Source organism: Pseudomonas sp. 21615526 (assembly GCF_013386245.1).
Classification (GTDB): Bacteria; Pseudomonadota; Gammaproteobacteria; order Pseudomonadales; family Pseudomonadaceae; genus Aquipseudomonas.
In genome coordinates this window covers 1-26280 of sequence record NZ_JACAOM010000125.1, presented here as the reverse complement: position 1 = coordinate 26280, position 26280 = coordinate 1, and the positions used below count along the sequence as shown (strand labels likewise).

Sequence of the window (26280 nt, the reverse complement as noted above, 5' to 3'; positions counted from 1 at the left end):
CTCCCACATTTTGTTCTGCGTCAGTCTTCGAATTGGCGGCGTTCGTTTTCGATGGCTTCGGCCAGGGCGCGGGCTTCGTCTTCTTCGTCGCTCAGCGGCGGTTGTTCGAGCGCTGCGACGGCGGCCAGCAGTTTGGCACGCGCTTCGGCGACGCCGAGGATGTCCTCCTCGGGTTCAGGCTCGGGCTCATCTTCAACTTCGACTGGCAGCTCAACCTCAACGTTCAGTTGCAGCGCAGGCTCCTGCTCACCGTCACTGACCGCACCATCACGCAGCAAGTCATCGAAGTCGGTCTTGATGCCCTGCTCCATGTCATCCAGTTCCAGCAACAATGTGTGGAAACTGGTTTCGTCCTTCGGCTCTTCCGGCTCGGCGCTGGCGTCGGCCAGCTCCTGCAACCCGGCGGGCACCGGTGCGTCGTCGAAATCCAGGACCGGGTCCGACTCCATCTCCCGCAGCTCGGCCAGCGGCGGCAAGTCGTCGAGGTTTTTCAGGTTGAAGTGGTCGAGGAACACCTTGGTAGTGGCAAACATCGCCGGCTTGCCGGGCACGTCGCGGTAGCCAACGACCCTGATCCACTCCCGCTCCAGCAACGTCTTGACGATATGGCTGTTGACCGCCACGCCGCGCACGTCTTCGATCTCGCCCCGGGTGATCGGCTGGCGATAGGCGATCAGCGCCATGGTTTCCAGCATCGCGCGGGAATAGCGCTGCGGGCGTTCTTCCCACAGACGGCCAACCCACGGCGAGAACTTCTCGCGAATTTGCAGACGATACCCGGAAGCCACTTCCCGCAGCTCGAAGGCACGGCCGTCGCAGGACTTGCGCAGAATTTCCAGGGCCTTCTTGAACACCGGCGGCTCAGGGCGCTCGGCTTCTTCAAACAGTTCGAACAGGCGTTCCAGGGATTGCGGCTTGCCCGAGGCCAGGAGAAAGGCTTCCAGCAGCGGGGCCAGTTCGCGGGGTTCAGTCAGATTCATCGATTCAGCTCTTTATTCGGCTCGCGCCCGCACGTGGATAGCCGCAAAAGGCTCATTCTGGACCAGCTCGACCAAGGATTCCTTGACCAATTCGAGGATTGCCATGAAGGTCACGACTACCCCCAGGCGCCCTTCTTCTTTGGTAAACAGTTCGACAAACGGCACAAACCCGCCGCCCTTGAGGCGATCCAGCACATCACTCATGCGTTCACGGGTGGACAGTGCCTCGCGGCTGACCTGGTGGCTTTCAAACATATCGCCACGGCGCAGTACTTCGGCCATGGACATCAGCAACTCTTCCAGGCTCACGTCCGGCAGCAGCTTGCGCGCCCGGGCTTCCGGGGCGTCGAGCTTGGGCACCACCACATCGCGGCCGACCCGGCTCAAACCGTCGATGCCTTCGGCCGCGGCCTTGAAGCGCTCGTACTCCTGCAGGCGGCGGATCAGTTCGGCGCGGGGGTCATCCTCTTCCGCCTCGATAGTCTCCGAGCGCGGCAGCAGCATGCGTGACTTGATTTCCGCGAGCATCGCGGCCATCACCAGGTATTCGGCGGCCAGTTCCAGGCGCACGGTCTGCATCAGTTCGACGTAGCCCATGTACTGGCGGGTGATTTCCGCCACCGGGATGTCGAGGATATTGATGTTCTGCTTGCGGATCAGGTACAGCAGCAAGTCCAGCGGACCTTCGAAGGCTTCGAGGAAGACTTCCAGCGCATCCGGCGGGATGTACAGGTCCAGCGGCATTTCCATCACGGCCTGGCCGTAGACCATGGCAAATGGCAGTTCCTGCTGGGCGCCCGCCTGGCTGTCGACGGCTTCCACGGCCGACATTCAGGCCTCGACCATGAACGGTGCCGGGTCGCCACACCCCACACGCACCACTTCCGGCTCGCCATCGGCCAGGTTGATCACGGTGGAGGCCTTGTTGCCGCCGTAGCCGCCGTCGATGATCAGGTCGACGTGTTTTTCCAGCAGCCGGCGCATTTCATAAGGGTCGTACAACGGCTCTTCTTCCCCCGGCAGGATCAGCGACACACTCATCAGCGGCTCACCGAGTTCGGCCAGCAGCGCCAGGGCGATCGGGTGTTCCGGCACCCGCAGGCCGATGGTGCGCTTCTTCGGGTGCAGCAGCAGGCGCGGCACTTCGCGGGTGGCGTTGAGGATGAAGGTGTAGGGCCCCGGCGTGTGCGCCTTGAGCAGGCGGAAGGTGCCGGTGTCGACCTTGGCGAACAGCCCCAGCTGGGACAGGTCGCTGCAAATCAGTGCGAAGTTGTGGTTCTTGTCCAGGTCACGCAGGCGTCTTACGCGCTCGACCGCATTCTTGTCGCCGATCTGGCAACCGATGGCGTAGGACGAATCCGTGGGGTAGATCACCACGCCACCGGCACGGATGATCTCCACGGCCTGTTTGATCAGGCGCGCCTGCGGGTTTTCCGGATGAATCTGGAAGAATTGACTCACGTGTTCTACCTGTTCAGACGGTGGCAATAATGGGGTCATGTTTGAAGCGACACCAAAGGGGCGGCAAATCTTCCGGAACGGCGCGGTACTCGCCAATCTCGGACCAGCCGCCGGGGCCATGAAAATCACTGCCGGCGCTGACCAGCAGACCAAATTCGCGGGCAAGAATCGCCAGGCTGCCTACCTGCTCGGCGGGTTGATGCCCGTTGACCACTTCGATTGCGTGGCCGCCCGCTCCAATATAGTCGCCAATCAGCTTGCGACGCTTGCTGCGGGTGAAATCGTAATGCCACGGATGCGCCAGGCTGACCCAGGCACCTGCTGCCCGCAGTGTGCCAACGGTGTCTTCCAGGGTTGGCCAGTGTTGCTTGACGTCCCCCAGCTTGCCGGCACCCAGCCATTTGCGGAACGCTTCGGCGCGATCCTTTACAAAACCTTCACGCACCATCCAGTCGGCAAAGTGCGGGCGGGCCGGGGCGTTGCCGCTGTCACCCAGTTCCTGCTGGATGGCGCGGGCGCCTTCCAGGCCGTTGGGCATGCCCTTGAGGGCCAGCTTGCGGCTTATTTCTTCGGACCGCAGCCAGCGGCCATCGTGCAATTTGGCGATGGCCTCCACCAGCGGCGGCGCGTTGACGTCGAAACCGTAGCCCAATACGTGGATGGTTGCGCCGCCCCAGGTGCAGGACAATTCAACCCCGTTGACCAGTTGCATGCCCAACGCATGCGCCGCCTCGCGGGCCTCTGCCAGGCCTTCGAGGGTGTCGTGGTCGGTCAACGACAGGACTCGCACGCCTTTTTCAAACGCACGCGCAACCAGGACCGCGGGCGCCAGGGCGCCGTCGGAGGCTGTGCTATGGCAGTGCAAATCAACATTCACGGGACTGTGTAACCTCAAGTCAGCTGGCGCTTTCGCTACCAAGGATGTTTGTTATTATGCCGCCACATCCAGCTTCTGGCTCTTACTGTGAAACAATTCATCGACTTCATCCCGCTGTTGCTGTTTTTCATCGTTTACAAAACCGACCCTCGCGTTATCGATCTTGCCGGCCACGAGCTGACCGTCGGCGGCATCTACAGCGCCACGGCGGTGCTGATCATCAGCTCCGTGGTGGTCTACGGCGCGCTCTTCATCTCCCAGCGCAAGCTGGAAAAAAGCCAGTGGCTGACCCTGGTCGCCTGCCTTGTGTTCGGCAGCCTGACCCTGGCCTTCCACAGCGAAACCTTCCTTAAATGGAAAGCCCCGGTGGTCAACTGGCTGTTCGCCCTGGCCTTTATCGGCAGCCACTTCATCGGTGATCGCCTGCTGATCAAGCGGATCATGGGCCACGCGCTGACCTTGCCAGACCCGGTATGGACCCGCCTGAACATCGCCTGGATCGTGTTTTTCCTGTTCTGCGGCGCCGCCAACCTGTTCGTCGCCTTTACCTTCCAGAGCTACTGGGTGGACTTCAAGGTGTTCGGCAGCCTGGGCATGACCGTGCTGTTCCTGGTCGGCCAGGGTATCTACCTGTCGCGCCACCTGCATGACACCGACCCTACCACGCCGAAAACCGAGGACTGACATGCTCTACGCCATCATTTCCACCGACGTCGCCAACTCCCTGGAAAAACGCCTGTCCGTACGCCCGGCCCACGTCGAGCGCCTGAAACAGCTGCAAGCCGAAGGCCGCCTGGTACTGGCCGGCCCGCATCCTGCGGTAGACAGCAACGACCCGGGAGATGCCGGCTTCACCGGTAGCCTGGTGGTTGTCGAGTTCGCCTCCCTGGCGGCGGCACAAGCCTGGGCCGATGCTGATCCGTATGTAGCGGCCGGCGTGTACGCCCAGGTGCTGGTCAAACCGTTCAAGCAAGTCCTGCCTTGATTCGTTGCGCGCTGAACCAAATGGCTTCAGCGCACTCCTAAACGCTCATTATTCCCGGTAACCTGCCGACAACGTTCTGAATATTCGTGTGGAATCAGGAGTTCCGATGCGCTTACGTCAGTTGTGTCTGTTGGCAGTGTTAATGATCGGGGCTACGGCCCACGCTGAAGAAACCTCGAACACCGGCAGTTCCACGCCCCTGTCCTTGAGTGCCGGCAGCCAGATCACCGATTTGCAGCAACGTTTGAAAGAGAGCGAACGCCAGCGCGATGAGCTGAGCAAGCAATTGCAAAGTGCTGACGCCACGCGGGAAAGTACCCAACTGAGTAAACTGCGCCAGGAGAACCAACGCCTGGTCCAGCAACTCAAAGAAGCACAGGGCAGTGCCTTGCCACGCTGGCTTACCGAGCAACAACAATGGTTCGTGACCGGCGGGGCAGTCGCGCTGATCGCCCTGTTATGCGGGATCTTCGCCAGTGGCGGGCACCGGCGCCGTCGACAATGGCTAAATTGAGTGAGTCATGAGCGAGCTGTTACTGATAGATGATGACCAGGAGCTCTGTGAGCTGCTGACCAGTTGGTTGAGCCAGGAAGGTTTCCAGGTGCGCGCCTGCCATGACGGCTTGAGCGCCCGCAAGGCATTGGCCGAAGCCGCCCCGGCGGCCGTGGTGCTCGACGTGATGCTGCCCGACGGCAGCGGCCTGGAGCTGCTCAAGCAATTGCGCAGCGACCACCCGGAACTGCCGGTGCTGATGCTCTCGGCCAGGGGCGAACCCCTGGACCGGATCCTCGGCCTGGAACTGGGCGCCGACGACTACCTGGCCAAACCCTGCGATCCTCGTGAACTGACCGCGCGCCTGCGCGCCGTGCTGCGCCGCAGCCACCCGGCCGCCGTGTCCACTCAGCTGGAGCTGGGCGACCTGTGCTTCAGCCCGGTGCGTGGCGTGGTCACTATCGATGAACAGGAATTTGCCCTGACCGTGTCCGAAAGCCGCCTGCTGGAAGCCTTGCTGCGCCAGCCCGGCGAGCCGCTGGACAAGCAGGAACTGGCGCAAATCGCCCTGGGCCGCAAGCTGACCCTGTATGACCGCAGCCTGGACATGCACGTCAGCAACCTGCGCAAGAAAATCGGCCCGCACCCGGATGGCCGGCCACGGATCGTGGCGCTGCGTAGCCGCGGCTATTACTACAGCCTCTAGCCCGCGTAGCAGCTGTCGAGCCTCGGCGAGGCTGCGACAGCATCTCCTCGGTACAGGTGTCAGACCGCAGCGCCTGCCTCGCAGCCTCGCCAAGGCTCGACAGTTGCTACGGTCGCCAATAGTTTTGTCAGCCCCGCCCAAAATCCTCTTTACCCAAGCTTTACCGTCCCCTGACTGCCGCTGACCTTGATCTCCGTAATCTACTCACATCCGGACTCACCGGAATAGAGACAGGAGAATCACCATGCGCAAGACCCTTATCGCTTTGATGTTCGCTGCTGCCCTGCCAACCGTTGCCATGGCCGCTGCGCCAGAAGGCCCAGGCCCGATGGGCGGCCCTGAAGGCCACATGATGGGTGGCCCAGGTCACGGCGGTGAACACGGCATGCGGGGCAAAGGTGGCCCTTTCAGCCAGCTGGACCTGAGCCCTGAACAGCGCCAGCAGATCGGCAAGTTGATGGGCCAGCAATGGCACGCTCGCAAAGAGTTGGTGCGCAAGTACCTGGACAAACTGCCAGCCGCTGATCAGAAAGCCATGAAAGACGAAATGGCGGCCGCCAAGCAGAAAACCCAGACCGACATCCGTGGCGTGCTGAAACCCGATCAACAGAAGAAATTCGACGAGATCGTGAAGAAACAAGCCGAGCGCCGCGCCGAGTGGAAGGAATTCCAGGCCTGGAAAGCCCAGCAGCCGCAAAAAGCGCAATAATGATCTAGCTTCACTCCCAGCCCAGTGGCCACCGCCGCTGGGCTTTTCCTGTTTGAGGATTTCTTGTGCGTTCATTGTTCTGGCGCGTCCTTGCCAGCTTCTGGCTGGCCATCGCCCTGGTTGCCGGGTTGTCGATCCTGCTTGGGCATATGCTCAACCAGGACGCCTGGATTCTCAGCCGCCACCCTGGGCTCAATAACCTCGCGCAGGAATGGACGCAGCTTTACGAGGCCCAGGGCGAGGACGCCGCCCAGGAGCTGCTGCAGCAGCGCAAGCGTCAGTACCACATTGACGTGCAAGTGCTTAACGAAAGCGGCGAGCCTGTGGTGCGCGGCACCTTCCCGCGCCGCGCCGCCGCCCTCGAAGCCCGGCAAAACGACAGCCAGGACCGCCACCTGCCCTGGCGCCGGCTGACCGCCGAGTACACCAGCGAAAAAACCGGCGACACCTACCTGCTGATCTACCGCATTCCCCACCCGGAACTGGACGCCTGGCACCGTAGCAGCCTGCTCTGGCCGTTAAGTGCCCTGGCGATTGCGCTGGTGGTGCTGACCCTGTTCAGCCTGTTGGTGACGTTGTCCATCACCCGCCCCCTCAGCCGCCTGCGCGGCGCAGTGCACGACCTGGGCCAGACCACCTATCAGCAGAACAGCCTGGCGCGGCTGGCCAACCGTCGCGATGAATTCGGCGTACTGGCCACCGACTTCAACCGCATGGGCGCCCGCCTGCAAAGCCTGATCGGCAGCCAGCGCCAGTTGCTGCGGGATGTGTCCCATGAACTGCGCTCGCCCCTGGCCCGCCTGCGGATCGCCCTGGCCCTGGCAGAACGGGCCACCCCCGAAGCGCGGGAAAAACTCTGGCCGCGCCTGACCCGCGAATGCGACCGCCTGGAAGCGTTGATCAGCGAAATCCTGGTACTCGCCCGGGTGGACGCCGATAACGCCAGTGCCGAAGACATCGACCTCAACCCGTTGCTCCGGACCCTGCAAAAAGACGCCTTGCTCGGCGCGCCGGACCAACCCGTGCAGCTGGATGCCGAGGCCGGGCTGCACCTCAAGGGCTGGCCGACCATGATCGAACGCGCGGTGGATAACCTGCTGCGCAACGCCCAACGCTTCAACCCCCCCGGCCAACCGATTGAAATGGAAGCCAGACGCCAGGGCGAACGCATTGTGATCAGTGTGCGCGACCACGGCCCCGGCGTGGATGCCGAACACCTGAGCCAACTCGGCGAGCCGTTTTACCGCGCCCCGGGGCAAACCGCCCAGGGCCATGGCCTGGGCCTGGCCATTGCGCGGCGCGCCGCAGAGCGCCATGGCGGCAGCCTGATCCTGGCCAATCATCAAGGCGGCGGCTTTATCGCCAGCGTGGACCTGCCGCTGGAGCCGGGGGTTGTCATTCAACCCTGATGATCTTCTATGATGGTCCTTCTCATTAGGAGGGCCTTTGATGACTGATCTGCTCACCCCCATCCAGGAAGCACTCGATTTACCCGTCACCCCACTGGCCTTAACCGAAGTCGGCGCCCTGCCCTCGACCTTTGCCGTCACCGAACTGGCCAGCGCCAGCATCGGTGCAGCGGGCCAGGCGGTCGCCCAGTTGCTGTTGCAGCAAACCGGGCGCCTGCCCTCGGTGACCGTGGACCGGCGCCTCGCCTCGTTCTGGTTCTCCTCCTCGCTGCGCCCCGACGGCTGGACCACCCCGCCGCTGTGGGACCCGATTGCCGGCGACTACGCCTGCACCGATGGCTGGATTCGCCTGCACACCAATGCACCGCATCACCGTGCCGCCGCCGAGCGCGTACTCGGGCAGGTCGCTGACCGTGAAGCAATGGCCGCGAAGGTTGCGCCATGGACCGCTGCCGAGCTGGAACAGGCGATTGTCGAGGCGAACGGCTGTGCGGCGCAGATGCGCTCATGGCAAGACTGGCAAGTTCATCCACAAGGCTTGGCGGTCAATCAGGAACCGCTGGTCCATCGCCAGACCTTTGCAGCCCTCAGCGACAAACCCTGGCTGGGCTCGGTGGCAAGGCCGCTGGCGGGCATCAAGGTGCTGGACCTGACGCGCGTATTGGCCGGCCCCACCGCCAGTCGTTTTCTGGCTGGCCTCGGCGCCGATGTACTGCGCATCGATTCCCCTGACTGGAACGAACCCGGCGTGGTGCCGGAAATGACCCTGGGCAAACGTTGCGCCCGCCTGGACCTGAAAAAACCCGACGACCGCCTGATCTTCGAAAACCTGCTCAAGGACACCGACATTCTGCTGCACGGCTACCGCGCCGATGCACTGGAACAGTTGGGCTACGGTGAGGCTGCGCTGCAAGCCCTCGCGCCTGGCCTGATCGACGCCAGCCTCAACGCTTACGGCTGGAGCGGCCCGTGGCGCAATCGCCGGGGGTTCGACAGCCTGGTGCAGATGAGCACCGGGATTGCCGAGGCTGGCAGGCAGTGGAAAAACTCGGACAAACCGGTGCCGCTGCCGTTGCAGGCGCTGGACCACGCCACCGGGTATTTGATGGCGGCCAGTGCGATTCAGGCGTTGAGTGAACGATTGAAATCCGGCCGCGGCGGTTCGGCACTGTTGTCCCTCGCGCGCACGGCAAAGCTGTTGGTGGACGCAGGACAAGTCCCTGAACAACTACCGCTGCGGGCCGAAGAACCGGGTGATCAAGGCTTGGTGGTGGAGCAAACCGCCTGGGGCCCGGCCCACCGCTTGCTGCCCCCGGTGACCATCAGCGGGACACCGTTGCAGTGGGACTTGCCCGCAGGGGAATTGGGCTCACACCGCCCTCAGTGGTGACCGAAGATCCTGTGGCGAGGGAGCATGCTCCCGCTGGACTGCGCAGCAGGCCCCAGCTTTTGGGTCAATGGGGCCGCTTCGCGCCCCAGCGGGAGCAAGCTCCCTCGCCACAGGTACGCAGAATCAATCCGCGCGGCTCAGTGATGTCCACAAATGCTGCGCCGCATAGGCTCTAAGCGGTCGCCAGGCCTCAGCCCGCGCCAGCAACTGGCGCGGGCTCACCGGCCCGCCTTCCAGCGCCACCAGCGCATTGATCAAACCGATATCCCCCGAGGCAAACGCATCCTGCTCGCGCATCTGGCGCATGGCGATGTACTGCGCCGTCCAGTCACCAATCCCGGGTAATGCGACCAACCGCGCCACGCCTTCCTTCAGGTTCGCCTTCGCCTGGAAGATCTGCGGGTCATCCAGCAACGCCTGGGCCACGCCCGACAAGGTACGCCCGCGACTTTTCGGCATGCCGAGGGTTGCCAAATCTGCGGCTGCCAGCACCTCGGCCGAAGGAAACACATGGGTCACACCGGCATGGGGCGTCACCAGCGGCGTGCCGTACTGCGCCACCAGCTCGCCCGCCAGCTTGATCGCCGCCACCACGGTAATCTGCTGGCCCAACACCGCGCGGATCGCCAACTCCAGCCCATCCCAGGTTCCCGGCACCCGCAAGCCAGGACGCGCCGCCACCAAGCTCGCCATCAAGGGATCATTCGCCAGTTGCCGGTTGATCCGCTTCGGGTCAGCCGACAGGTCAAACATGTCCCGTAACCGCCGCTCAATTTCCGGCAACGCTGCCGGGTCGGGGAAGCCCACCGTTACCTCAAGCCAATCACCGGCCCCAGGCGACACACTGAGCCAACCCTGCTGACCGTCGACACTGATACTGCGCGAGTAAACGCCTGCGTCCACCGTCTCCATCCCGCTGATCGCCCGCGCCGACAAAAAGCCCAACATCGCCGCCCAGTCATACGGCGCCTGATACGCCAGCTGCATTCTCACAACGACAATACCCCGCTGTACAACCCATACGCCGCCAGGCTCGCCCCGGCGATCACGCAGGCGAAAATGCCTTTTTCCAGATGGGTAAACAAGGGCTGGCCCTGCTCGCGCTTGGCCAGGGCAAACAGGATCACGCCCGGTGCATACAGCAGCGCCGACAGCAGCAAGTACTTCAGGCCACCGGCGTAGAGCAGCCACACCGCATAGGCCAGGGCGATCAGGCTCACCAGCAGGTCCTTGGTGCGTTCGCCATGGGCGCCTTCGTAGGTTTCACCGCGGCCGCTCAACAGCACCGCATACGCCGCCGACCACAGATAGGGCACCAGGATCATCGACGACGCCAGGTAGATCAGGGTGGTGTAGGTGCTTTCCGAAAACAGCGTGATCACCAGGAACAGCTGGATCATTACATTGGTCAGCCACAACGCATTGACCGGCACCTGATTGACGTTTTCCTTTTTCAGGAACGCCGGCATGGTCTTGTCATGGGCGGTGGCATAGAGGATTTCGGCGCAGAGCAAGGCCCACGACAGCAGCGCGCCCAACAGCGAAACCGCCAGGCCGATGCTGATCGACAGCGCGCCCCACGGGCCGACGATATGTTCCAGCACCCCGGCCAGGGACGGGTTTTGCAGCTTGGCCAGTTCCGGCTGGCTCATGATCCCGAGCGACAGCAGGTTGACCAATACCAGCAGCGCCAACACCCCCAGGAAACCGATGACCGTGGCCCGGCCCACGTCCGAGCGTTTCTCGGCCCGCGCCGAGTAGACACTGGCGCCCTCGATGCCGATAAACACAAACACCGTGACCAGCATCATGTTGCGCACCTGATCCACCACGCCGCCGAAATTCGGATTACTCAGGCCCCAGATATCCCGGGTAAAGATATCGGCCTTGAATGCCACGGCGGCGATCACGATAAACATCACCAGCGGTACGATCTTGGCCACGGTGGTGATCTGGTTGATGAACGCCGCCTCCTTGATCCCGCGCATCACCAGGAAATGCACCGCCCACAACAACACCGATGCGCAGCCAATCGCCACCGGGGTATTGCCCTGGCCGAACACCGGAAAAAAGTAGCCGAGGGTACTGAATAGCAACACGAAGTAACCGACGTTGCCCATCCAGGCACTGATCCAGTAGCCCCAGGCCGACGAGAAACCCATATAGTCGCCAAACCCGGCCTTGGCGTACGCGTATACGCCGGAATCCAGTTCCGGCTTGCGGTTGGCCAGGGTCTGGAACACAAAGGCCAGGGTCAGCATGCCCACGGCGGTAATGCCCCAGCCAATCAACACCGCGCCTACCTCGGCCCGCGCCGCCATGTTCTGCGGCAACGAGAAAATCCCGCCGCCGATCATCGAGCCCACCACCAGGGCGATCAAGGCATTGAGGCGCAGCTTTTCCGAGGATTGGGACATGAATACTCCTGAACAAAACAACCATTGAGCCAACAACTGTGCACTCAACTAATTTATTAAGCCGGCGCAGCGTTTATTAGATATAGCCAATAAAGGCGCCTGCTTCATAACTTAAAGGCATGACAATAAACAGCGTTAAGGCAAATTTATAATTTAAATAACGCTGCGCTGTAAAAGTTTGCATATCTGCAAATACGGGCTAGCTTCAAAGGTCCACGCTAATGAGAAAACCTGTTGTTTAAAACGCAGAACCGCTCTACGACGAGCCTCTGCGAGGCACTTGAGCGCGCGTACCTTTCATCATAAGTCATTAATTCACAATGGAATGTGCCAATGAAGTGATCTGAGTCAGCTGTTTGATTAGCGCACGGATTTATTCTGTGGTCTCTCTTCTCCTGCATTGGAGTCATGCGATGTCTGAATCTCCCGGAAAACTTCGACTCGGCGCACTGGTTGCACTTGTCGTGGGTTCAATGATTGGTGGCGGGATCTTCTCACTGCCGCAAAACATGGCGGCCAGCGCCGATGTCGGCGCGGTACTGATTGGTTGGGTGATCACCGCCGTGGGCATGTTGACCCTGGCGTTCGTGTTCCAGACCCTGGCCAATCGCAAGCCCGACCTCGACGGCGGGGTCTATGCCTACGCCAAGGCCGGGTTTGGCGACTACATGGGTTTCTCATCCGCCTGGGGTTACTGGATCAGTGCCTGGCTGGGCAACGTCGGCTATTTCGTGCTGCTGTTCAGCACCCTCGGTTACTTCTTCCCCATCTTCGGCGAAGGCAACACCCCGGCGGCGGTGATCGGCGCGTCGGTGCTGCTGTGGGCCGTGCACTTCCTGGTACTGCGCGGGATCAAGGAAGCCGCGTTCATCAACCTGGTGACCACCATCGCCAAGGTGGTGCCACTGGTGCTGTTTGTGTTGATCGCGCTCTTCGCGTTCAAGCTGGACATCTTCACCGCCGACATCTGGGGCGTGAAAAACCCGGACCTGGGCAGCGTGATGAACCAGGTGCGCAACATGATGCTGGTCACCGTCTGGGTGTTCATCGGCATTGAGGGTGCGAGCATCTTCTCGTCCCGCGCCGAAAAACGCTCCGACGTCGGCAAGGCCACGGTGATTGGTTTTATCACCGTGCTGCTGTTCCTGATGCTGGTGAACGTGCTGTCCCTGGGGATCATGACCCAACCGGAATTGGCCAAGCTGCAAAACCCGTCGATGGCCGCCGTGCTGGAGCACGTGGTGGGTCACTGGGGCGCGGTATTGATCAGCGTCGGCTTGATCATTTCCTTGCTGGGGGCGCTGCTGTCGTGGGTGCTGCTGTGTGCGGAGATCATGTTCGCCGCCGCCAAGGACCACACCATGCCGGAGTTCCTGCGTAAGGAAAACGCCAACCACGTGCCGGCCAACGCCCTGTGGCTGACCAACGCCATGGTGCAGATTTTCCTGGTGATCACGCTGTTCTCGGCCAGCACTTACCTGTCGCTGATCTACCTCGCCACCTCGATGATCCTGGTGCCTTACCTGTGGTCGGCGGCCTATGCACTGCTGCTGGCGGTGCGCGGTGAAACCTATGAAAGCGCCCCGGGCGAACGCAGGAAAGACCTGCTGATCGGCGCCATCGCGTTGATCTACGCGGTCTGGCTGCTGTACGCCGGTGGCACCAAGTACCTGTTGCTGTCCGCCCTGCTCTACGCCCCTGGCGTGATCCTGTTCGCCATGGCCAAGCATGAACTGGGCAAACCGATTTTCACCAACGTCGAGAAGCTGATTTTCGCCGCAGTCGTCATAGGCGCCCTCGTGGCGGGCTATGGCCTCTACTCCGGCTTCCTGACCCTGTAATTATTGTTCACTGGAGGATCTGTAATGACCACGGAAAAAGTGAAGTACGGCGTACATTCCGAAGCCGGCAAACTGCGCAAAGTCATGGTGTGCTCCCCAGGTTTGGCCCACCAGCGGCTGACCCCAAACAACTGCGATGAACTGCTGTTCGATGACGTGCTGTGGGTAGCCCAGGCCAAGCGCGACCACTTCGACTTCGTGACCAAGATGCGCGAGCGCGACATCGATGTGCTGGAAATGCACAACCTGCTGACCGACATCGTCGCCATCCCCGAAGCGCTGGACTGGATCCTGGAGCGCAAGATCACCGCCAACCAGGTGGGCCTGGGGCTGGTCAATGAGGTCAGCTCGTGGCTGCGCAGCCTGGAGCCGCGCAAGGTCGCCGAGTACCTGATCGGTGGCGTGTCGGCCGATGACCTGCCGAGCAGTTTCGGTGGCAAGACCATCGAGATGTTCCGCGATTTCCTCGGCCACTCAAGCTTCATCCTGCCGCCGCTGCCCAACACCCAGTTCACCCGCGACACCACCTGCTGGATCTACGGTGGCGTGACGCTGAACCCGATGTACTGGCCGGCGCGACGCCAGGAAACCCTGCTGGCCAGCGCCATCTACAAATTCCACCCCGAGTTCACCAACGCGGACTTCCAGGTGTGGTACGGCGACCCTGACCAGGAACACGGCAACGCCACCCTGGAAGGCGGCGACGTGATGCCGATTGGTAACGGCGTGGTGTTGATCGGCATGGGCGAGCGTTCCTCGCGCCAGGCCATCGGCCAACTCGCCCTGAACCTGTTCAAGCACAAGGCCGTGGAGCGTGTGATCGTCGCCGGCCTGCCAAAATCCCGCGCGGCGATGCACCTCGACACCGTGTTCAGCTTCTGCGACCGCGACCTGGTCACGATCTTCCCGGAAGTGGTCAACCAGATCGTCGCTTTCACCCTGCGCCCGGACGAGACCAAGCCCGGCGGCATCGACATCCAGCGCGAAAAAACCAACTTCCTCGACACCGTCGCCGCCGCCCTGAACCTCAAGGCCCTGCGTGTGGTGGAAACCGGCGGCAACAGCTTCGCCGCCGAGCGCGAGCAGTGGGATGACGGCAACAACGTAGTGGCCGTGGAGCCTGGCGTGGTGATCGGCTACGACCGCAACACCTACACCAACACCTTGCTGCGCAAGGCCGGTGTGGAAGTCATCACCATCAGCGCCGGTGAACTCGGCCGTGGCCGTGGCGGCGGCCACTGCATGACCTGCCCGATCATTCGCGACCCAATCGACTACTGATATTCAAACCCTGGCCGCCGCTCATAAGGCGCCGGCCAGGGGGATAACCTAAACAGAAGGAGATCCACCATGGCTTTTAATATGCGCAACCGCAGCCTGCTGTCGCTGATGCACCACACCACTCGCGAGCTGCACTACCTGCTGGACCTGTCCCGCGACCTCAAGCGCGCCAAATACACCGGCACCGAGCGTCCGCACCTGAAGGGCAAAAACATCGCGCTGATCTTCGAAAAAACCTCGACCCGCACCCGTTGCGCGTTCGAGGTCGCGGCCCACGACCAGGGTGCCCACGTCACCTACATCGACCCGGTGTCGTCGCAGATCGGCCACAAAGAAAGCATGAAAGACACCGCCCGCGTCCTCGGCCGGATGTTCGATGCCATCGAGTACCGTGGCTTTGAACAGGAAATCGTCGAAGAGCTGGCCAAGTTCGCCGGGGTGCCGGTGTTCAACGGCCTGACCGCCGAATTCCACCCCACCCAGATGATCGCCGACACCCTGACCATGCGCGAGCACAGCGACAAGCCGCTGCATGACATCAGCTATGCCTACCTGGGCGACGCCCGCTACAACATGGGCAACTCGCTGCTGATGATTGGCGCCAAGCTGGGCATGGACGTGCGCATCGGCGCACCGAAAGCCCTGTGGCCCCATGCTGATTTCATCAAGCAGTGCCAGGCATTTGCCGAGGAAAGCGGCGCGCGCATCACCATCACCGAAGACCCGAAGGAAGCGGTGAAAGGCGTGGACTTCATCCACACCGATATCTGGGTGTCCATGGGCGAGCCGGTGGAAGCGTGGGACGAGCGCATCGAGCAACTGCTGCCGTACCAGGTCAACGCCAAGATGATGAAAGCCTCGGGCAACCCACGGGTGAAATTCATGCACTGCCTGCCGGCGTTCCACAACAGCGAAACCAAGGTCGGCAAGGACATCGCCGCGCGTTATCCAAACCTGGCCAATGGCGTGGAAGTGACCGAAGAAGTGTTTGAGTCCCCGGCCAACATTGCCTTTGAACAGGCGGAAAACCGCATGCACACCATCAAGGCGATCCTGGTGTCGGCGCTGGCGGATATCTAAACCAATACCGCTCCCACATTTGGCCCGGTGTTCACAACGCTGGATTCTGGAAGGACAACCTTATATGCGTATCGTCGTTGCACTGGGCGGCAACGCCCTTCTGCGCCGTGGTGAACCCATGACCGCAGACAATCAACGGGCCAATATCCGTATCGCTACCGAACAGATCGCCAAGATCCACAAAGGTAACGAGCTGGTGATTGCCCACGGCAATGGCCCGCAAGTGGGCCTGCTGTCGCTGCAGGCTGCCGCCTACACCCAGGTTTCACCTTACCCGCTGGATGTGTTGGGAGCCGAAACCGAGGGCATGATCGGGTACATCATCGAACAGGAACTGGGCAACCTGCTGGACTTCGAAGTGCCGTTCGCCACGCTGCTGACCCAGGTGGAAGTGGACGCCAAGGACCCGGCCTTCCAGAACCCGACCAAACCCATCGGCCCGGTGTACTCCAAAGCCGAGGCGGAAAAACTGGCCGCTGAAAAAGGCTGGGCGATTGCCCCCGATGGCGACAAGTATCGCCGCGTGGTGGCCAGCCCACGGCCAAAACGGATCTTTGAAATCCGCCCGATCCAGTGGCTGCTGGAAAAAGGCAGCATCGTGATCTGCGCCGGTGGCGGCGGGATTCCGACGATGTATGGCGAAGACGGCAAGCTCAAGGGCATTGAAGCCGTGATCGACAAAGACCTGTGCTCCTCGTTGCTGGCCGGGCAACTGGACGCCGATTTGCTGGTGATCGCCACCGACGTCAATGCCGCCTTTATCGACTTCGGCAAGCCCACCCAGAAAGCCATCGGCCAGGCACACCCGGACGAAATGGAAAAGCTCGGCTTCGCTGCCGGCTCCATGGGACCCAAGGTCCAGGCCGCGTGCGAGTTCGCCCGCCAGACTGGAAAAACCGCAGTGATCGGTTCACTCTCGGACATCGAAGCGATTGTCCAGGGCAGCGCCGGCACCCGCATCAGTACCGCAAAACCTGGCATCACCTACCTGTGAAGTAGAGGAGAAACGCCTATGGCTACCTTTGAACCTGGTCACCTGCACATCGAACGCCACGCGCTGAACAAGGATGACTACAGCTACAACCTGTGCATCGACTACGAAGTCAGCCAGGACCCAAAGGAAGGCAAGGGAATGCTCTTCAAGATGCACGGCACGGTGCAGGGCAAGGAGCTCAAGGAAGAGTTCTTCCTGCCCAAGGACCAGTCGTTCGACTTCGCCCGGCAGGCGATGAACATCGCGCAGAAGTACGGCATGCCGAAGATTGCCGTGCTCAATGGCCAGATGCACAAGCAGTACGATTTGATGTTTGAGGATGTGCGGCATCAGCTGGATGTGAAGCCTGGGGATCCGGTCAAACCCGAACACCTCGAATAACCCGATTTCCCAGGCACCAACCATCAAATGTGGGAGCGGCGGTGCGACGATTCGACTTGCTCGCGAATGCGGTGTATCAGTTGATACATCCGGTGACTGACACACCGCATTCGCGAGCAAGCCCGCTCCCACATTTTGATCTCTATCTTCTCCAAGGCATACTTGCCACCTCTCGCTCGCCAGAACCAAAAACAGCCCCATGCGTATCCACGTCAGCTTCATCGACCGCGTCGGCATCACCCAGGAAGTCCTGGCCTTGCTCGGTGGGCGCAATCTGAACCTGGATGCGGTGGAAATGGTTCCGCCCAACGTCTACATCGACGCGCCAACCTTGAGTGCCGAGGTACTGGAAGAGCTGCGTGATGCACTGTTCAGCGTGCGCGGCGTGCAAGCCGTGACCGTGGTCGACATCCTCCCCGGCCAGCGCCAGCACCTGCAACTCGATGCCCTGCTCGCCGCCATGACCGACCCGGTACTGGCCCTGGACAGCGCCGGCAAGATCCTGCTGGCCAACCCGGCGCTGATCGCCTTATACGGTCGTGAACCCGCCGGGGAAAGCATCAACGAACTGTTCGACGACCCAACCCTGCTGGCCACCCTGCTGGAACACGGCTTTCGCCTGGCACTGCGGGAAATCAGCGTCAACGGCCAGACCCTGCTGCTGGACGCCACGCCGATCACCGACGCCGGCGCCCTGCTGACCCTGTACCAACCCAACCGCATCGGCGAACAACTGTCGGCGCTGCACCATGACCACGCCGAAGGTTTCGACGCGTTGTTGGGCGAGTCCCCGGCGATCCGCACCCTCAAGGCGCGGGCGCAACGGGTGGCGGCGCTGGATGCACCGTTGTTGATCCAGGGCGAGACCGGCACCGGCAAGGAGCTGGTGGCCCGTGCCTGCCACGCCATCAGCGCACGCCACAGCGCGCCGTTCCTGGCCCTGAACTGCGCGGCGCTGCCGGAGAACCTGGCCGAGAGCGAACTGTTCGGCTACGCCCCCGGCGCCTTCACCGGTGCCCAGCGTGGCGGTAAGCCGGGGCTGATGGAACTGGCCAACCAGGGCACGGTGTTCCTCGACGAGATCGGCGAGATGTCGCCGTACTTGCAGGCCAAGCTGCTGCGGTTTCTCAACGACGGCAGCTTCCGCCGGGTGGGCGGCGACCGTGAGGTGAAGGTCAATGTGCGGATCCTCAGCGCCACCCACCGCGACCTGGAAAAGATGGTCAGCGAAGGCACCTTCCGCGAAGACCTGTTCTACCGCCTCAACGTGCTCAACGTCGAAGTGCCGCCCCTGCGCGAGCGCGGCCAGGACATCCTGCTGCTGGCCCGCTACTTCATGCAGCAGGCCTGCGCGCAGATCCAGCGCCCGGTCTGCCGCCTGGCGCCGGGCACCTACCCGGCGCTGCTGGGCAACCGCTGGCCGGGCAACGTGCGGCAATTACAGAACGTGATCTTCCGCGCCGCGGCCATTTGCGAAAGCAGCCTGGTGGACATCGGCGACCTGGACATCGCCGGCACCTCGGTGGCGCGGCAGAACGATGGTGAAGTCGACAGCCTGGAGCAGGCGGTGGAAGACTTCGAGCGCGGGTTGCTGGAGAAGCTCTATGTCAGCTATCCGTCCACGCGCCAGCTGGCCAGCCGCCTGCAAACCTCCCACACCGCCATTGCCCACCGCTTGCGCAAGTACGGCATTCCCAACAAGCCCTGACTGACTGCACGCGATCAACATGTGGGAGCGGGCTTGCTCGCGAATGCGTTGGGTCAGTCAATACATTCGGCACTGACATACCGCTTTCGCGAGCAAGCCCGCTCCCACATTTGATCTACGGCGCCCTCAAAAGCGACCTCCGCCCGTACTGAAAGCGCTACAGTGGAACGATATCGATACACACCGTCGTAGGCGTCGCCATGCAAGGCTTTGATCCTCATAGGCTTTTTTTCACCCGTCCAGCTGTAGCGATATCGCTACAACCACCTTCCGAACATCACCCGCCATAATCAGTAACTAATTGTTTTATAACGATAAAAAAACATTGGCCGCAATTTTGCTAAGCAACTCCCCATTATTCCAATCCCGTCCACCAGACGAATCTGGCCCTGAGGAGTTTCCATGAGCGAGTTGCGCTTTACTGAAGATCACGAATGGCTGCGCGCCGAAGCCGACGGCAGCGTGACCGTGGGCATTACCGCTTTTGCGCAGAACGCGCTGGGTGATGTGGTTTTCGTGCAACTGCCTGAGCTGCAGTCCTACGACAAAGGGGCAGAAGCCTCCACCGTTGAATCGGTCAAGGCCGCCAGCGGCGTATACATGCCATTGGACGGCGAAGTCCTCGAAGTAAACGACAAGCTGGACGGCAGCCCCGAGCTGGTCAACGAAGACCCGATGGGCGAAGGCTGGTTCTTCCGCTTTAAACCGGCTGATGCCGACGCAGTAGCTAAGCTGTTGGATCAGGATGCGTATGACCGCCTGATCAAAGCCAACGCTGAAGCCTGAGGAGCGCGCCATGACTAATCTGACCACCGCCAACGAATTCATCGCCCGCCACATCGGCCCGCGCCAGGACGACGAGCAACACATGCTCGCCACCCTGGGCTTTGATTCCCTGGAAGCCCTGAGCGCCAGCGTGATCCCGGAAAGCATCAAGGGCACCGCTGTGCTGGGCCTGAGCGACGGCCTGAGCGAAGCCGACGCACTGGCTTCGATCAAGGCGATCGCCGCCAAGAACGAGCTGTTCAAGACCTACATCGGCCAGGGCTACTACAACTGCCACACACCGTCGCCGATCCTGCGCAACCTGCTGGAAAACCCGGCCTGGTACACCGCCTACACGCCGTATCAGCCGGAGATTTCCCAGGGCCGCCTGGAGTCGCTGCTGAACTTCCAGACGCTGATCAGCGACCTCACCGGCCTGCCGATCGCCAACGCCTCGCTGTTGGACGAAGCCACCGCCGCTGCCGAAGCCATGACCTTCTGCAAACGCCTGAGCAAGAACAAAGGCAGCAACGCGTTCTTCGCCTCCGTGCACAGCCACCCGCAAACCCTCGACGTATTGCGCACCCGTGCCGAGCCGCTGGGCATCGACGTGGTGGTGGGCGACGAGCGTGAACTGACCGACGTCAGCGCCTTCTTCGGCGCCCTGCTGCAATACCCGGCCAGCAACGGTGACGTGTTCGACTACCGCGAACTGACCGAGCGCTTCCACGCCGCCAATGCGCTGGTGGCCGTGGCCGCCGACCTGCTGGCCCTGACCCTGCTGACCCCGCCGGGTGAGTTCGGCGCCGACGTGGCCATCGGCAGCGCGCAACGCTTCGGCGTGCCGCTGGGCTTCGGTGGCCCGCACGCGGCGTACTTCTCCACCAAGGATGCGTTCAAGCGCGACATGCCGGGCCGCCTGGTCGGCGTCTCCGTGGACCGTTTCGGCAAGCCGGCCCTGCGCCTGGCCATGCAGACCCGCGAGCAACATATCCGCCGCGAGAAGGCCACCAGCAACATCTGCACCGCCCAAGTGCTGTTGGCCAACATTGCCAGCATGTACGCCGTGTACCACGGCCCGAAAGGCCTGACCCAGATTGCCAACCGCATTCACCACCTGACCGCGATCTTCGCCAAAGGCTTGGGCGCATTGGGCCTGGCGGTTGAACAAGCCCACTTCTTCGACACCCTGACCATCAAGACCGGCGCGCAAACTGCTGCCCTGCACGACAAGGCTCGCGCCCAGCGCATCAACCTGCGTGTGGTCGACGGCGAACGCGTTGGCCTGTCGGTGGACGAAACCACCTCCCAAGCCGACATCGAAACCCTGTGGAGCGTGTTCGCCGGCGGTAAAGCCCTGCCGGACTTCGCCGCATTGGCTGCCAGCGTTGAAAGCACCCTGCCGGCCGCCCTGCTGCGCCAGTCGCCGATTCTCAGCCACCCGGTGTTCAACCGTTACCACTCCGAAACCGAGCTGATGCGCTACCTGCGCAAACTGGCCGACAAGGACCTGGCCCTGGATCGCACCATGATCCCGCTGGGCTCGTGCACCATGAAGCTCAACGCCGCCAGCGAAATGATCCCGGTGACCTGGGCCGAGTTCGGTGCCCTGCACCCGTTCGCCCCGGCCTCGCAAAGCGCCGGCTACCAGCAACTGACGACCGAACTGGAAGCCATGCTCTGCGCGGCCACCGGTTATGACGCGATTTCCCTGCAACCGAACGCCGGTTCCCAGGGCGAATACGCCGGCCTGCTGGCCATCCGTGCCTATCACCAGAGCCGTGGCGAAGAACGCCGCGATATCTGCCTGATCCCGTCGTCGGCCCACGGCACCAACCCGGCCACCGCCAACATGGCCGGCATGCGCGTCGTGGTCACCGCCTGCGATGCACGCGGTAACGTCGACATCGACGACCTGCGTGCCAAGGCTATCGAGCACCGCGAGCACCTCGCTGCGCTGATGATCACCTACCCGTCCACCCATGGCGTGTTCGAAGAAGGCATCCGCGAAATCTGCGGGATCATTCACGACAACGGCGGCCAGGTGTACATCGACGGCGCCAACATGAACGCGATGGTCGGCCTCTGCGCCCCGGGCAAGTTCGGCGGCGATGTGTCCCACTTGAACCTGCACAAGACCTTCTGCATTCCCCACGGTGGTGGCGGCCCGGGCGTCGGCCCGATTGGCGTCAAATCCCACCTGACGCCGTTCCTGCCCGGCCATGCCGCGATGGAACGCAAGGAAGGCGCGGTCTGCGCCGCACCGTTCGGCAGCGCGAGCATCCTGCCGATCACCTGGATGTACATCAGCATGATGGGCGGCGCAGGCCTCAAGCGCGCTTCGCAGTTGGCGATTTTGAATGCCAACTACATTTCCCGTCGCCTGGAAGAGCACTACCCGGTGCTGTACACCGGCAGCAACGGCCTGGTGGCCCACGAATGCATCCTCGACCTGCGCCCGTTGAAAGACAGCAGCGGCATCAGCGTGGATGACGTGGCCAAGCGTCTGATCGACTTTGGTTTCCATGCGCCGACCATGTCGTTCCCGGTGGCCGGCACCCTGATGATCGAGCCGACCGAAAGCGAATCCCGGGAAGAACTGGACCGCTTCTGCGACGCGATGATCGCCATCCGCGAAGAAATCCGCGCGGTGGAAAATGGCTCGCTGGACAAAGACGACAACCCGCTGAAAAACGCGCCACACACTGCCGCGGAACTGGTTGGCGAATGGAGCCACCCATACAGCCGTGAACAAGCGGTGTACCCGGTGGCGTCGTTGATCGAAGCCAAGTACTGGCCGCCGGTTGGCCGGGTCGACAACGTGTTTGGCGATCGCAACCTGGTGTGCGCTTGCCCGTCGATCGAGAGCTACGCGTAACCTGATGTGGGAGCGGGCTTGCTCGCGAATGCGGAGTGTCAGTTGATACATCTGGTGACTGACCCGCCGCTTTCGCGAGCAAGCCCGCTCCCACATTGGACCGCGTACATCCGATCAATAATAAGAAACCGGAGAACAACCATGTCTTTAAGCGTGTTCGACCTGTTCAAGATTGGCATCGGCCCCTCCAGCTCTCACACCGTCGGCCCGATGCGCGCTGCCGCTCGATTCGTCGAGGGACTGAAGCGCGACAACCTGCTGGGCGCCACCACCTGCGTCAAGGTGGAGCTCTACGGCTCACTCGGCGCCACCGGCAAAGGCCACGGCAGTGACAAGGCCGTATTGTTGGGCCTGGAAGGCGAGCACCCGGATACCGTGAACACCGAAACCGTTGCCGCCCGCCTGTTGGAAATTCGCGGCAACGCACGCTTGAACCTGCTCGGCGAACACAGCATTGCGTTCAACGAGAAAGAACACCTGGCGATGATTCGCAAACCCCTGCCCTATCATCCCAACGGCATGATCTTCCGCGCCTTCGACGCCGCCGGCTTGCAGATTCGCAGCCGGGAGTACTACTCGGTGGGCGGCGGGTTTGTAGTGGATGAAGACGCCGCCGGCCACGACCGGATTGTCGAAGACGCCACGCCCCTGACGTTCCCGTTCAAAAGTGCCAAGGACTTGCTCGGCCATTGCGCCACCTATGGGCTGTCCATCAGCCAGGTGATGCTGACCAATGAAAGCGCCTGGCGCCCGGAAGCGGAAACCCGCGCCGGCCTGCTGAAGATCTGGCAGGTGATGCAGGACTGCGTGGACGCGGGCTGTCGCAACGAAGGGATTTTGCCGGGAGGGCTGAAGGTCAAGCGCCGCGCCGCCGCGTTGCATCGCCAACTGTGCAAGAACCCGGAATCGGCGCTGCGCGACCCGCTGTCGGTGCTGGACTGGGTCAACCTGTACGCCCTGGCGGTCAACGAAGAAAACGCCAATGGCGGGCGCGTGGTGACGGCGCCCACCAACGGTGCCGCCGGGATTGTGCCGGCTGTGTTGCACTACTACATGCGCTTTATCCCGGGGGCCAGCGAAGACGGGGTGGTGCGCTTCCTGCTCACCGCCGCGGCCATCGGTATTCTGTACAAGGAGAACGCCTCGATCTCCGGCGCCGAAGTCGGCTGCCAGGGAGAAGTCGGCGTGGCCTGCTCCATGGCTGCCGGCGCCCTGTGTGAAGTGTTGGGCGGTACGGTTTCCCAGGTGGAGAACGCCGCCGAGATCGGCATGGAACACAACCTCGGCCTGACCTGCGACCCCATCGGCGGCTTGGTGCAGGTGCCCTGCATCGAGCGCAACGCCATGGGTTCGGTCAAGGCCATCAATGCGGTGCGCATGGCCCTGCGCGGCGACGGGCAACACTTCGTGTCCCTCGACAAGGTCATCCGCACCATGCGCCAGACCGGCGCTGACATGAAAAGCAAATACAAGGAAACCGCCCGTGGCGGTTTGGCGGTCAACATTATCGAGTGCTGACGCCTATAAGCGCGTCTGCACGTTTTTCAGGAGCTGAATATGTCCACCGAAACCCTGTTGAAAACCCCGTTGCACGCCCTGCACATCGAACTGGGCGCGCGCATGGTGCCCTTCGCCGGCTACGACATGCCGGTGCAATACCCGCTGGGCGTGATGAAAGAACACCTGCACACCCGTGAACAAGCCGGGTTGTTCGATGTGTCGCACATGGGCCAGATCCGCCTGACCGGCGCCGGTGCCGCCAAGGCCCTGGAAACCCTGGTGCCGGTGGACATCATCGACCTGCCGGTGGGCATGCAGCGTTATGCGATGTTCACCAACGAGCAAGGCGGCATCCTGGATGACCTGATGGTCGCCAACCTGGGTAACGACGAACTGTTCCTGGTGGTCAACGCCGCCTGCAAGGACCAGGACCTGGCCCACCTGCGCCAGCACATCGGTGACCAGTGCACCATCGAGCCACTGTTCGAGGAACGCGCCCTGCTGGCCCTGCAAGGCCCGGCTGCCGTCAGCGTGCTGGCGCGCCTGGCGCCGGAGGTCAAGCACATGACCTTCATGCAATTCGCACCGACCCGCCTGCTGGGCGTGGATTGTTACGTCAGCCGCTCGGGCTACACCGGCGAAGACGGCTTCGAAATCTCGGTACCGGCCGCGAACGCCGAGGCCCTGGCCCGCAGCCTGCTGGCCGAAACCGAAGTACAGGCCATCGGCCTGGGCGCCCGCGACTCCCTGCGCCTGGAAGCCGGCCTGTGCCTTTATGGCCATGACATGAACACCGAGACCACGCCGATTGAAGCCAGCCTGTTGTGGGCAATTTCCAAGGCCCGTCGTGCTGATGGCGCACGCGCCGGTGGCTTCCCGGGCGCCGATGCGATCTTCACCCAGCAACAAACCGGCGTCAGCCGCAAACGCGTAGGCCTGTTGCCACAGGAACGCACGCCGGTCCGTGAAGGCGCAGAAATCGTCGACGAACACGGCACCGTGATCGGCAGCGTCTGCAGCGGCGGTTTTGGCCCGAGCCTGGGCGGCCCGCTGGCCATGGGTTATCTGGACAGCGCTTTCATCGCACTGGATACCGAAGTATCTGCGTTGGTACGTGGGAAAAAGGTGCCACTACGTGTAAGTAAAATGCCATTCGTACCACAACGTTACTACCGTGGTTGATTGACTGTTCCTATAAGTAACGCGGTTGCGTTAACGTGCACTAATCTGTAACGCAACCGCCACATTAAAGTGCATTGACGATAGTCAATGTTATGTTCAGTCACCTATAACAAGTGACGAATTCTATCGAATAAACGCGTTCCACATTGTGGACAGAAGTGTAACGAGGCCGAGCAAAACCTGGGGTTTTGCCGGGGCTTGTTTTTTCTGTATTAGTTGGCGTAGAGTTTGCCCACTGTGTTTGCATGGGTCGCTTTGAACCTGGACCTGGGCAGTAGCCAAAGTTTGCTACAACCCGTTCGACGTCTCTTACTTTCCTGCAACCCAGCCCAGTACTCTTTCATGTGAAAGGGGCTGTCATTAATTTTTTTGCGTCAAGGAAATAAGAAAATGGCTGATCGTCAGAGCGGTACCGTCAAGTGGTTTAACGACGAAAAAGGGTTTGGTTTTATCACTCCAGAAAGCGGTCCGGATCTGTTCGTCCACTTCCGCGCTATTCAGGGCAACGGCTTCAAAAGCCTGAAAGAAGGCCAGAAAGTGACCTTCATCGCGGTGCAAGGCCAGAAAGGCATGCAAGCCGACGAAGTACAAGCAGAAGGCTGATCCTTGCTGCGACAAAAAGCCCCTGATATGACATCAGGGGCTTTTTTATGGGCGTTCTTCCGTAAAATGGCTTTTTTCCTGCCGAGAGCCATGCCATGTCGAAACACCTGCTGAGCCCCCAAGGCGAGTTTCCCGCCGTAGGCCTGGGCCGTCGTCTGGCAGCGATGTTCTATGACTTCCTGTTGTGCACCGCCCTGCTGATCGTCACGGCCTTCATCTACAAGCTGGTGTGGATGGGGTTTGTCGGTGAGGCCAAGCTGCGGGCGCTGTCTGAGTCTGGCGCGCTGGATGGTGATCCGCTGTTGTCGACGATTTTGTTTTTTGTGTTGTTTGGGTTTTTTGCCAAGTTCTGGACGCACTCGGGGCAGACCCTGGGGATGCAGGTTTGGGGGGTGCGGGTGCAGAACGCTGATGGGTCGCGGATTAGTCTGTGGCAGGCGTTGTTGCGGTTTGTGGTGTCGATTGCTTCGTGGTTGTGCCTGGGGCTTGGGTTTATCTGGTCGTTGTTCGACAAGCAGAAGCGTGGCTGGCATGACATTTATTCGGACACGCGGTTGGTGCGGGTTCCGAAGAAAAAGAAGTAGGTTTTCAGGTTGGGGGCATATCCGTTGCTGCGGTTATGGCCGCTATTGGTTCCGCT

Annotated in this window: 25 protein-coding genes; 19 read left to right on the top strand and 6 right to left on the bottom strand. The window is 61.7% G+C overall.

Going from position 1 to position 26280, the window contains the following annotated elements; all coding sequences use genetic code 11:
* Positions 1 to 20 precede the first annotated feature (20 nt).
* The 4 genes from scpB to HX786_RS27345 form a co-directional block, all read right to left on the bottom strand.
* Entirely contained in the window at positions 21 to 980 is a 960-nt protein-coding gene (gene scpB / locus HX786_RS27360; RefSeq protein WP_178912867.1) for an SMC-Scp complex subunit ScpB, read from the bottom strand.
* 12 nt (positions 981 to 992) lie between these two features.
* Entirely contained in the window at positions 993 to 1691 is a 699-nt protein-coding gene (locus HX786_RS27355) for a ScpA family protein (RefSeq protein ID WP_173406103.1), read from the bottom strand.
* Between the two features lie 120 nt (positions 1692 to 1811).
* Positions 1812 to 2441, bottom strand: a complete 630-nt coding sequence (locus HX786_RS27350; protein WP_003220075.1) for an L-threonylcarbamoyladenylate synthase — start codon at positions 2439 to 2441, stop codon at positions 1812 to 1814.
* Positions 2442 to 2454: 13 nt separating this feature from the next.
* Entirely contained in the window at positions 2455 to 3318 is an 864-nt protein-coding gene (locus HX786_RS27345) for a PHP domain-containing protein (RefSeq protein WP_003220073.1), read from the bottom strand.
* An 87-nt stretch (positions 3319 to 3405) separates the two neighbouring features.
* Here HX786_RS27345 and HX786_RS27340 point away from each other — a divergent pair, with 87 nt between their 5' ends.
* From HX786_RS27340 to HX786_RS27310, 7 genes are all read left to right on the top strand, one after another.
* On the top strand, positions 3406 to 4002 hold the full coding sequence (locus tag HX786_RS27340) for a septation protein A (RefSeq protein ID WP_102369772.1): 597 nt from the start codon (positions 3406 to 3408) through the stop codon (positions 4000 to 4002).
* A 1-nt stretch (position 4003) separates the two neighbouring features.
* Complete coding sequence (locus HX786_RS27335) at positions 4004 to 4303, top strand: YciI family protein (RefSeq protein WP_003220069.1); 300 nt, start codon at positions 4004 to 4006, stop codon at positions 4301 to 4303.
* A 106-nt stretch (positions 4304 to 4409) separates the two neighbouring features.
* A complete protein-coding gene (locus HX786_RS27330) occupies positions 4410 to 4817 on the top strand; it encodes a hypothetical protein (protein WP_003220067.1) in 408 nt (135 codons plus the stop codon).
* Between the two features lie 7 nt (positions 4818 to 4824).
* Positions 4825 to 5502 (top strand): response regulator transcription factor, encoded by a 678-nt coding sequence (locus HX786_RS27325; protein ID WP_003220065.1) that lies wholly within the window; start codon positions 4825 to 4827, stop codon positions 5500 to 5502.
* A 244-nt stretch (positions 5503 to 5746) separates the two neighbouring features.
* A complete protein-coding gene (locus HX786_RS27320; protein ID WP_003220064.1) occupies positions 5747 to 6211 on the top strand; it encodes a Spy/CpxP family protein refolding chaperone in 465 nt (154 codons plus the stop codon).
* A 65-nt stretch (positions 6212 to 6276) separates the two neighbouring features.
* A complete protein-coding gene (locus HX786_RS27315; protein ID WP_003220063.1) occupies positions 6277 to 7620 on the top strand; it encodes a cell wall metabolism sensor histidine kinase WalK in 1344 nt (447 codons plus the stop codon).
* A 40-nt stretch (positions 7621 to 7660) separates the two neighbouring features.
* Positions 7661 to 9010, top strand: coding sequence for a CoA transferase (locus HX786_RS27310; RefSeq protein WP_178912866.1), 1350 nt, complete (start codon positions 7661 to 7663; stop codon positions 9008 to 9010).
* A 123-nt stretch (positions 9011 to 9133) separates the two neighbouring features.
* On the opposite strand, the gene HX786_RS27305 is transcribed toward HX786_RS27310, so the two are convergent.
* Together HX786_RS27305 and arcD (HX786_RS27300) are read right to left on the bottom strand one after the other, a co-directional pair.
* Positions 9134 to 9997 (bottom strand): DNA-3-methyladenine glycosylase, encoded by an 864-nt coding sequence (locus HX786_RS27305; protein WP_177036764.1) that lies wholly within the window; start codon positions 9995 to 9997, stop codon positions 9134 to 9136.
* Between the two features lie 2 nt (positions 9998 to 9999).
* Positions 10000 to 11427 (bottom strand): arginine-ornithine antiporter, encoded by a 1428-nt coding sequence (gene arcD / locus HX786_RS27300; protein WP_177021743.1) that lies wholly within the window; start codon positions 11425 to 11427, stop codon positions 10000 to 10002.
* Between the two features lie 413 nt (positions 11428 to 11840).
* Between arcD (HX786_RS27300) and arcD (HX786_RS27295) the strand changes: the two genes are divergently transcribed.
* From arcD (HX786_RS27295) to HX786_RS27240, 12 genes are all read left to right on the top strand, one after another.
* A complete protein-coding gene (arcD, locus tag HX786_RS27295; protein ID WP_003220056.1) occupies positions 11841 to 13268 on the top strand; it encodes an arginine-ornithine antiporter in 1428 nt (475 codons plus the stop codon).
* Positions 13269 to 13292: 24 nt separating this feature from the next.
* Positions 13293 to 14549 (top strand): arginine deiminase, encoded by a 1257-nt coding sequence (gene arcA / locus HX786_RS27290; RefSeq protein ID WP_003220054.1) that lies wholly within the window; start codon positions 13293 to 13295, stop codon positions 14547 to 14549.
* 69 nt (positions 14550 to 14618) lie between these two features.
* The gene (locus HX786_RS27285) at positions 14619 to 15629 is read left to right on the top strand and encodes an ornithine carbamoyltransferase (RefSeq protein ID WP_003220053.1); all 1011 of its coding nucleotides are present in this window, start codon (positions 14619 to 14621) and stop codon (positions 15627 to 15629) included.
* A 64-nt stretch (positions 15630 to 15693) separates the two neighbouring features.
* On the top strand, positions 15694 to 16623 hold the full coding sequence (gene arcC / locus HX786_RS27280) for a carbamate kinase (RefSeq protein ID WP_003220052.1): 930 nt from the start codon (positions 15694 to 15696) through the stop codon (positions 16621 to 16623).
* 18 nt (positions 16624 to 16641) lie between these two features.
* Positions 16642 to 17004 (top strand): DUF5064 family protein, encoded by a 363-nt coding sequence (locus tag HX786_RS27275; RefSeq protein WP_003220051.1) that lies wholly within the window; start codon positions 16642 to 16644, stop codon positions 17002 to 17004.
* A gap of 199 nt (positions 17005 to 17203) precedes the next feature.
* Positions 17204 to 18712, top strand: coding sequence for a sigma-54-dependent transcriptional regulator (locus HX786_RS27270; RefSeq protein ID WP_102605962.1), 1509 nt, complete (start codon positions 17204 to 17206; stop codon positions 18710 to 18712).
* A gap of 402 nt (positions 18713 to 19114) precedes the next feature.
* Positions 19115 to 19498 (top strand): glycine cleavage system protein GcvH, encoded by a 384-nt coding sequence (gene gcvH / locus HX786_RS27265; protein ID WP_003220049.1) that lies wholly within the window; start codon positions 19115 to 19117, stop codon positions 19496 to 19498.
* A 10-nt stretch (positions 19499 to 19508) separates the two neighbouring features.
* Positions 19509 to 22355 carry an aminomethyl-transferring glycine dehydrogenase gene (gcvP, locus tag HX786_RS27260; RefSeq protein WP_177122465.1) on the top strand — a complete coding sequence of 949 codons (2847 nt, stop codon included), beginning with the start codon at positions 19509 to 19511 and terminating at the stop codon, positions 22353 to 22355.
* Positions 22356 to 22496: 141 nt separating this feature from the next.
* Entirely contained in the window at positions 22497 to 23873 is a 1377-nt protein-coding gene (locus HX786_RS27255) for an L-serine ammonia-lyase (protein ID WP_087692646.1), read from the top strand.
* A 39-nt stretch (positions 23874 to 23912) separates the two neighbouring features.
* Positions 23913 to 25037: a glycine cleavage system aminomethyltransferase GcvT gene (gene gcvT, locus HX786_RS27250; protein ID WP_003220046.1), complete on the top strand. Its 1125-nt coding sequence runs from the start codon at positions 23913 to 23915 to the stop codon at positions 25035 to 25037.
* 390 nt (positions 25038 to 25427) lie between these two features.
* Entirely contained in the window at positions 25428 to 25640 is a 213-nt protein-coding gene (locus HX786_RS27245; protein WP_003220045.1) for a cold-shock protein, read from the top strand.
* A gap of 95 nt (positions 25641 to 25735) precedes the next feature.
* Entirely contained in the window at positions 25736 to 26224 is a 489-nt protein-coding gene (locus tag HX786_RS27240) for an RDD family protein (protein ID WP_003220044.1), read from the top strand.
* Positions 26225 to 26280 lie beyond the last annotated feature (56 nt).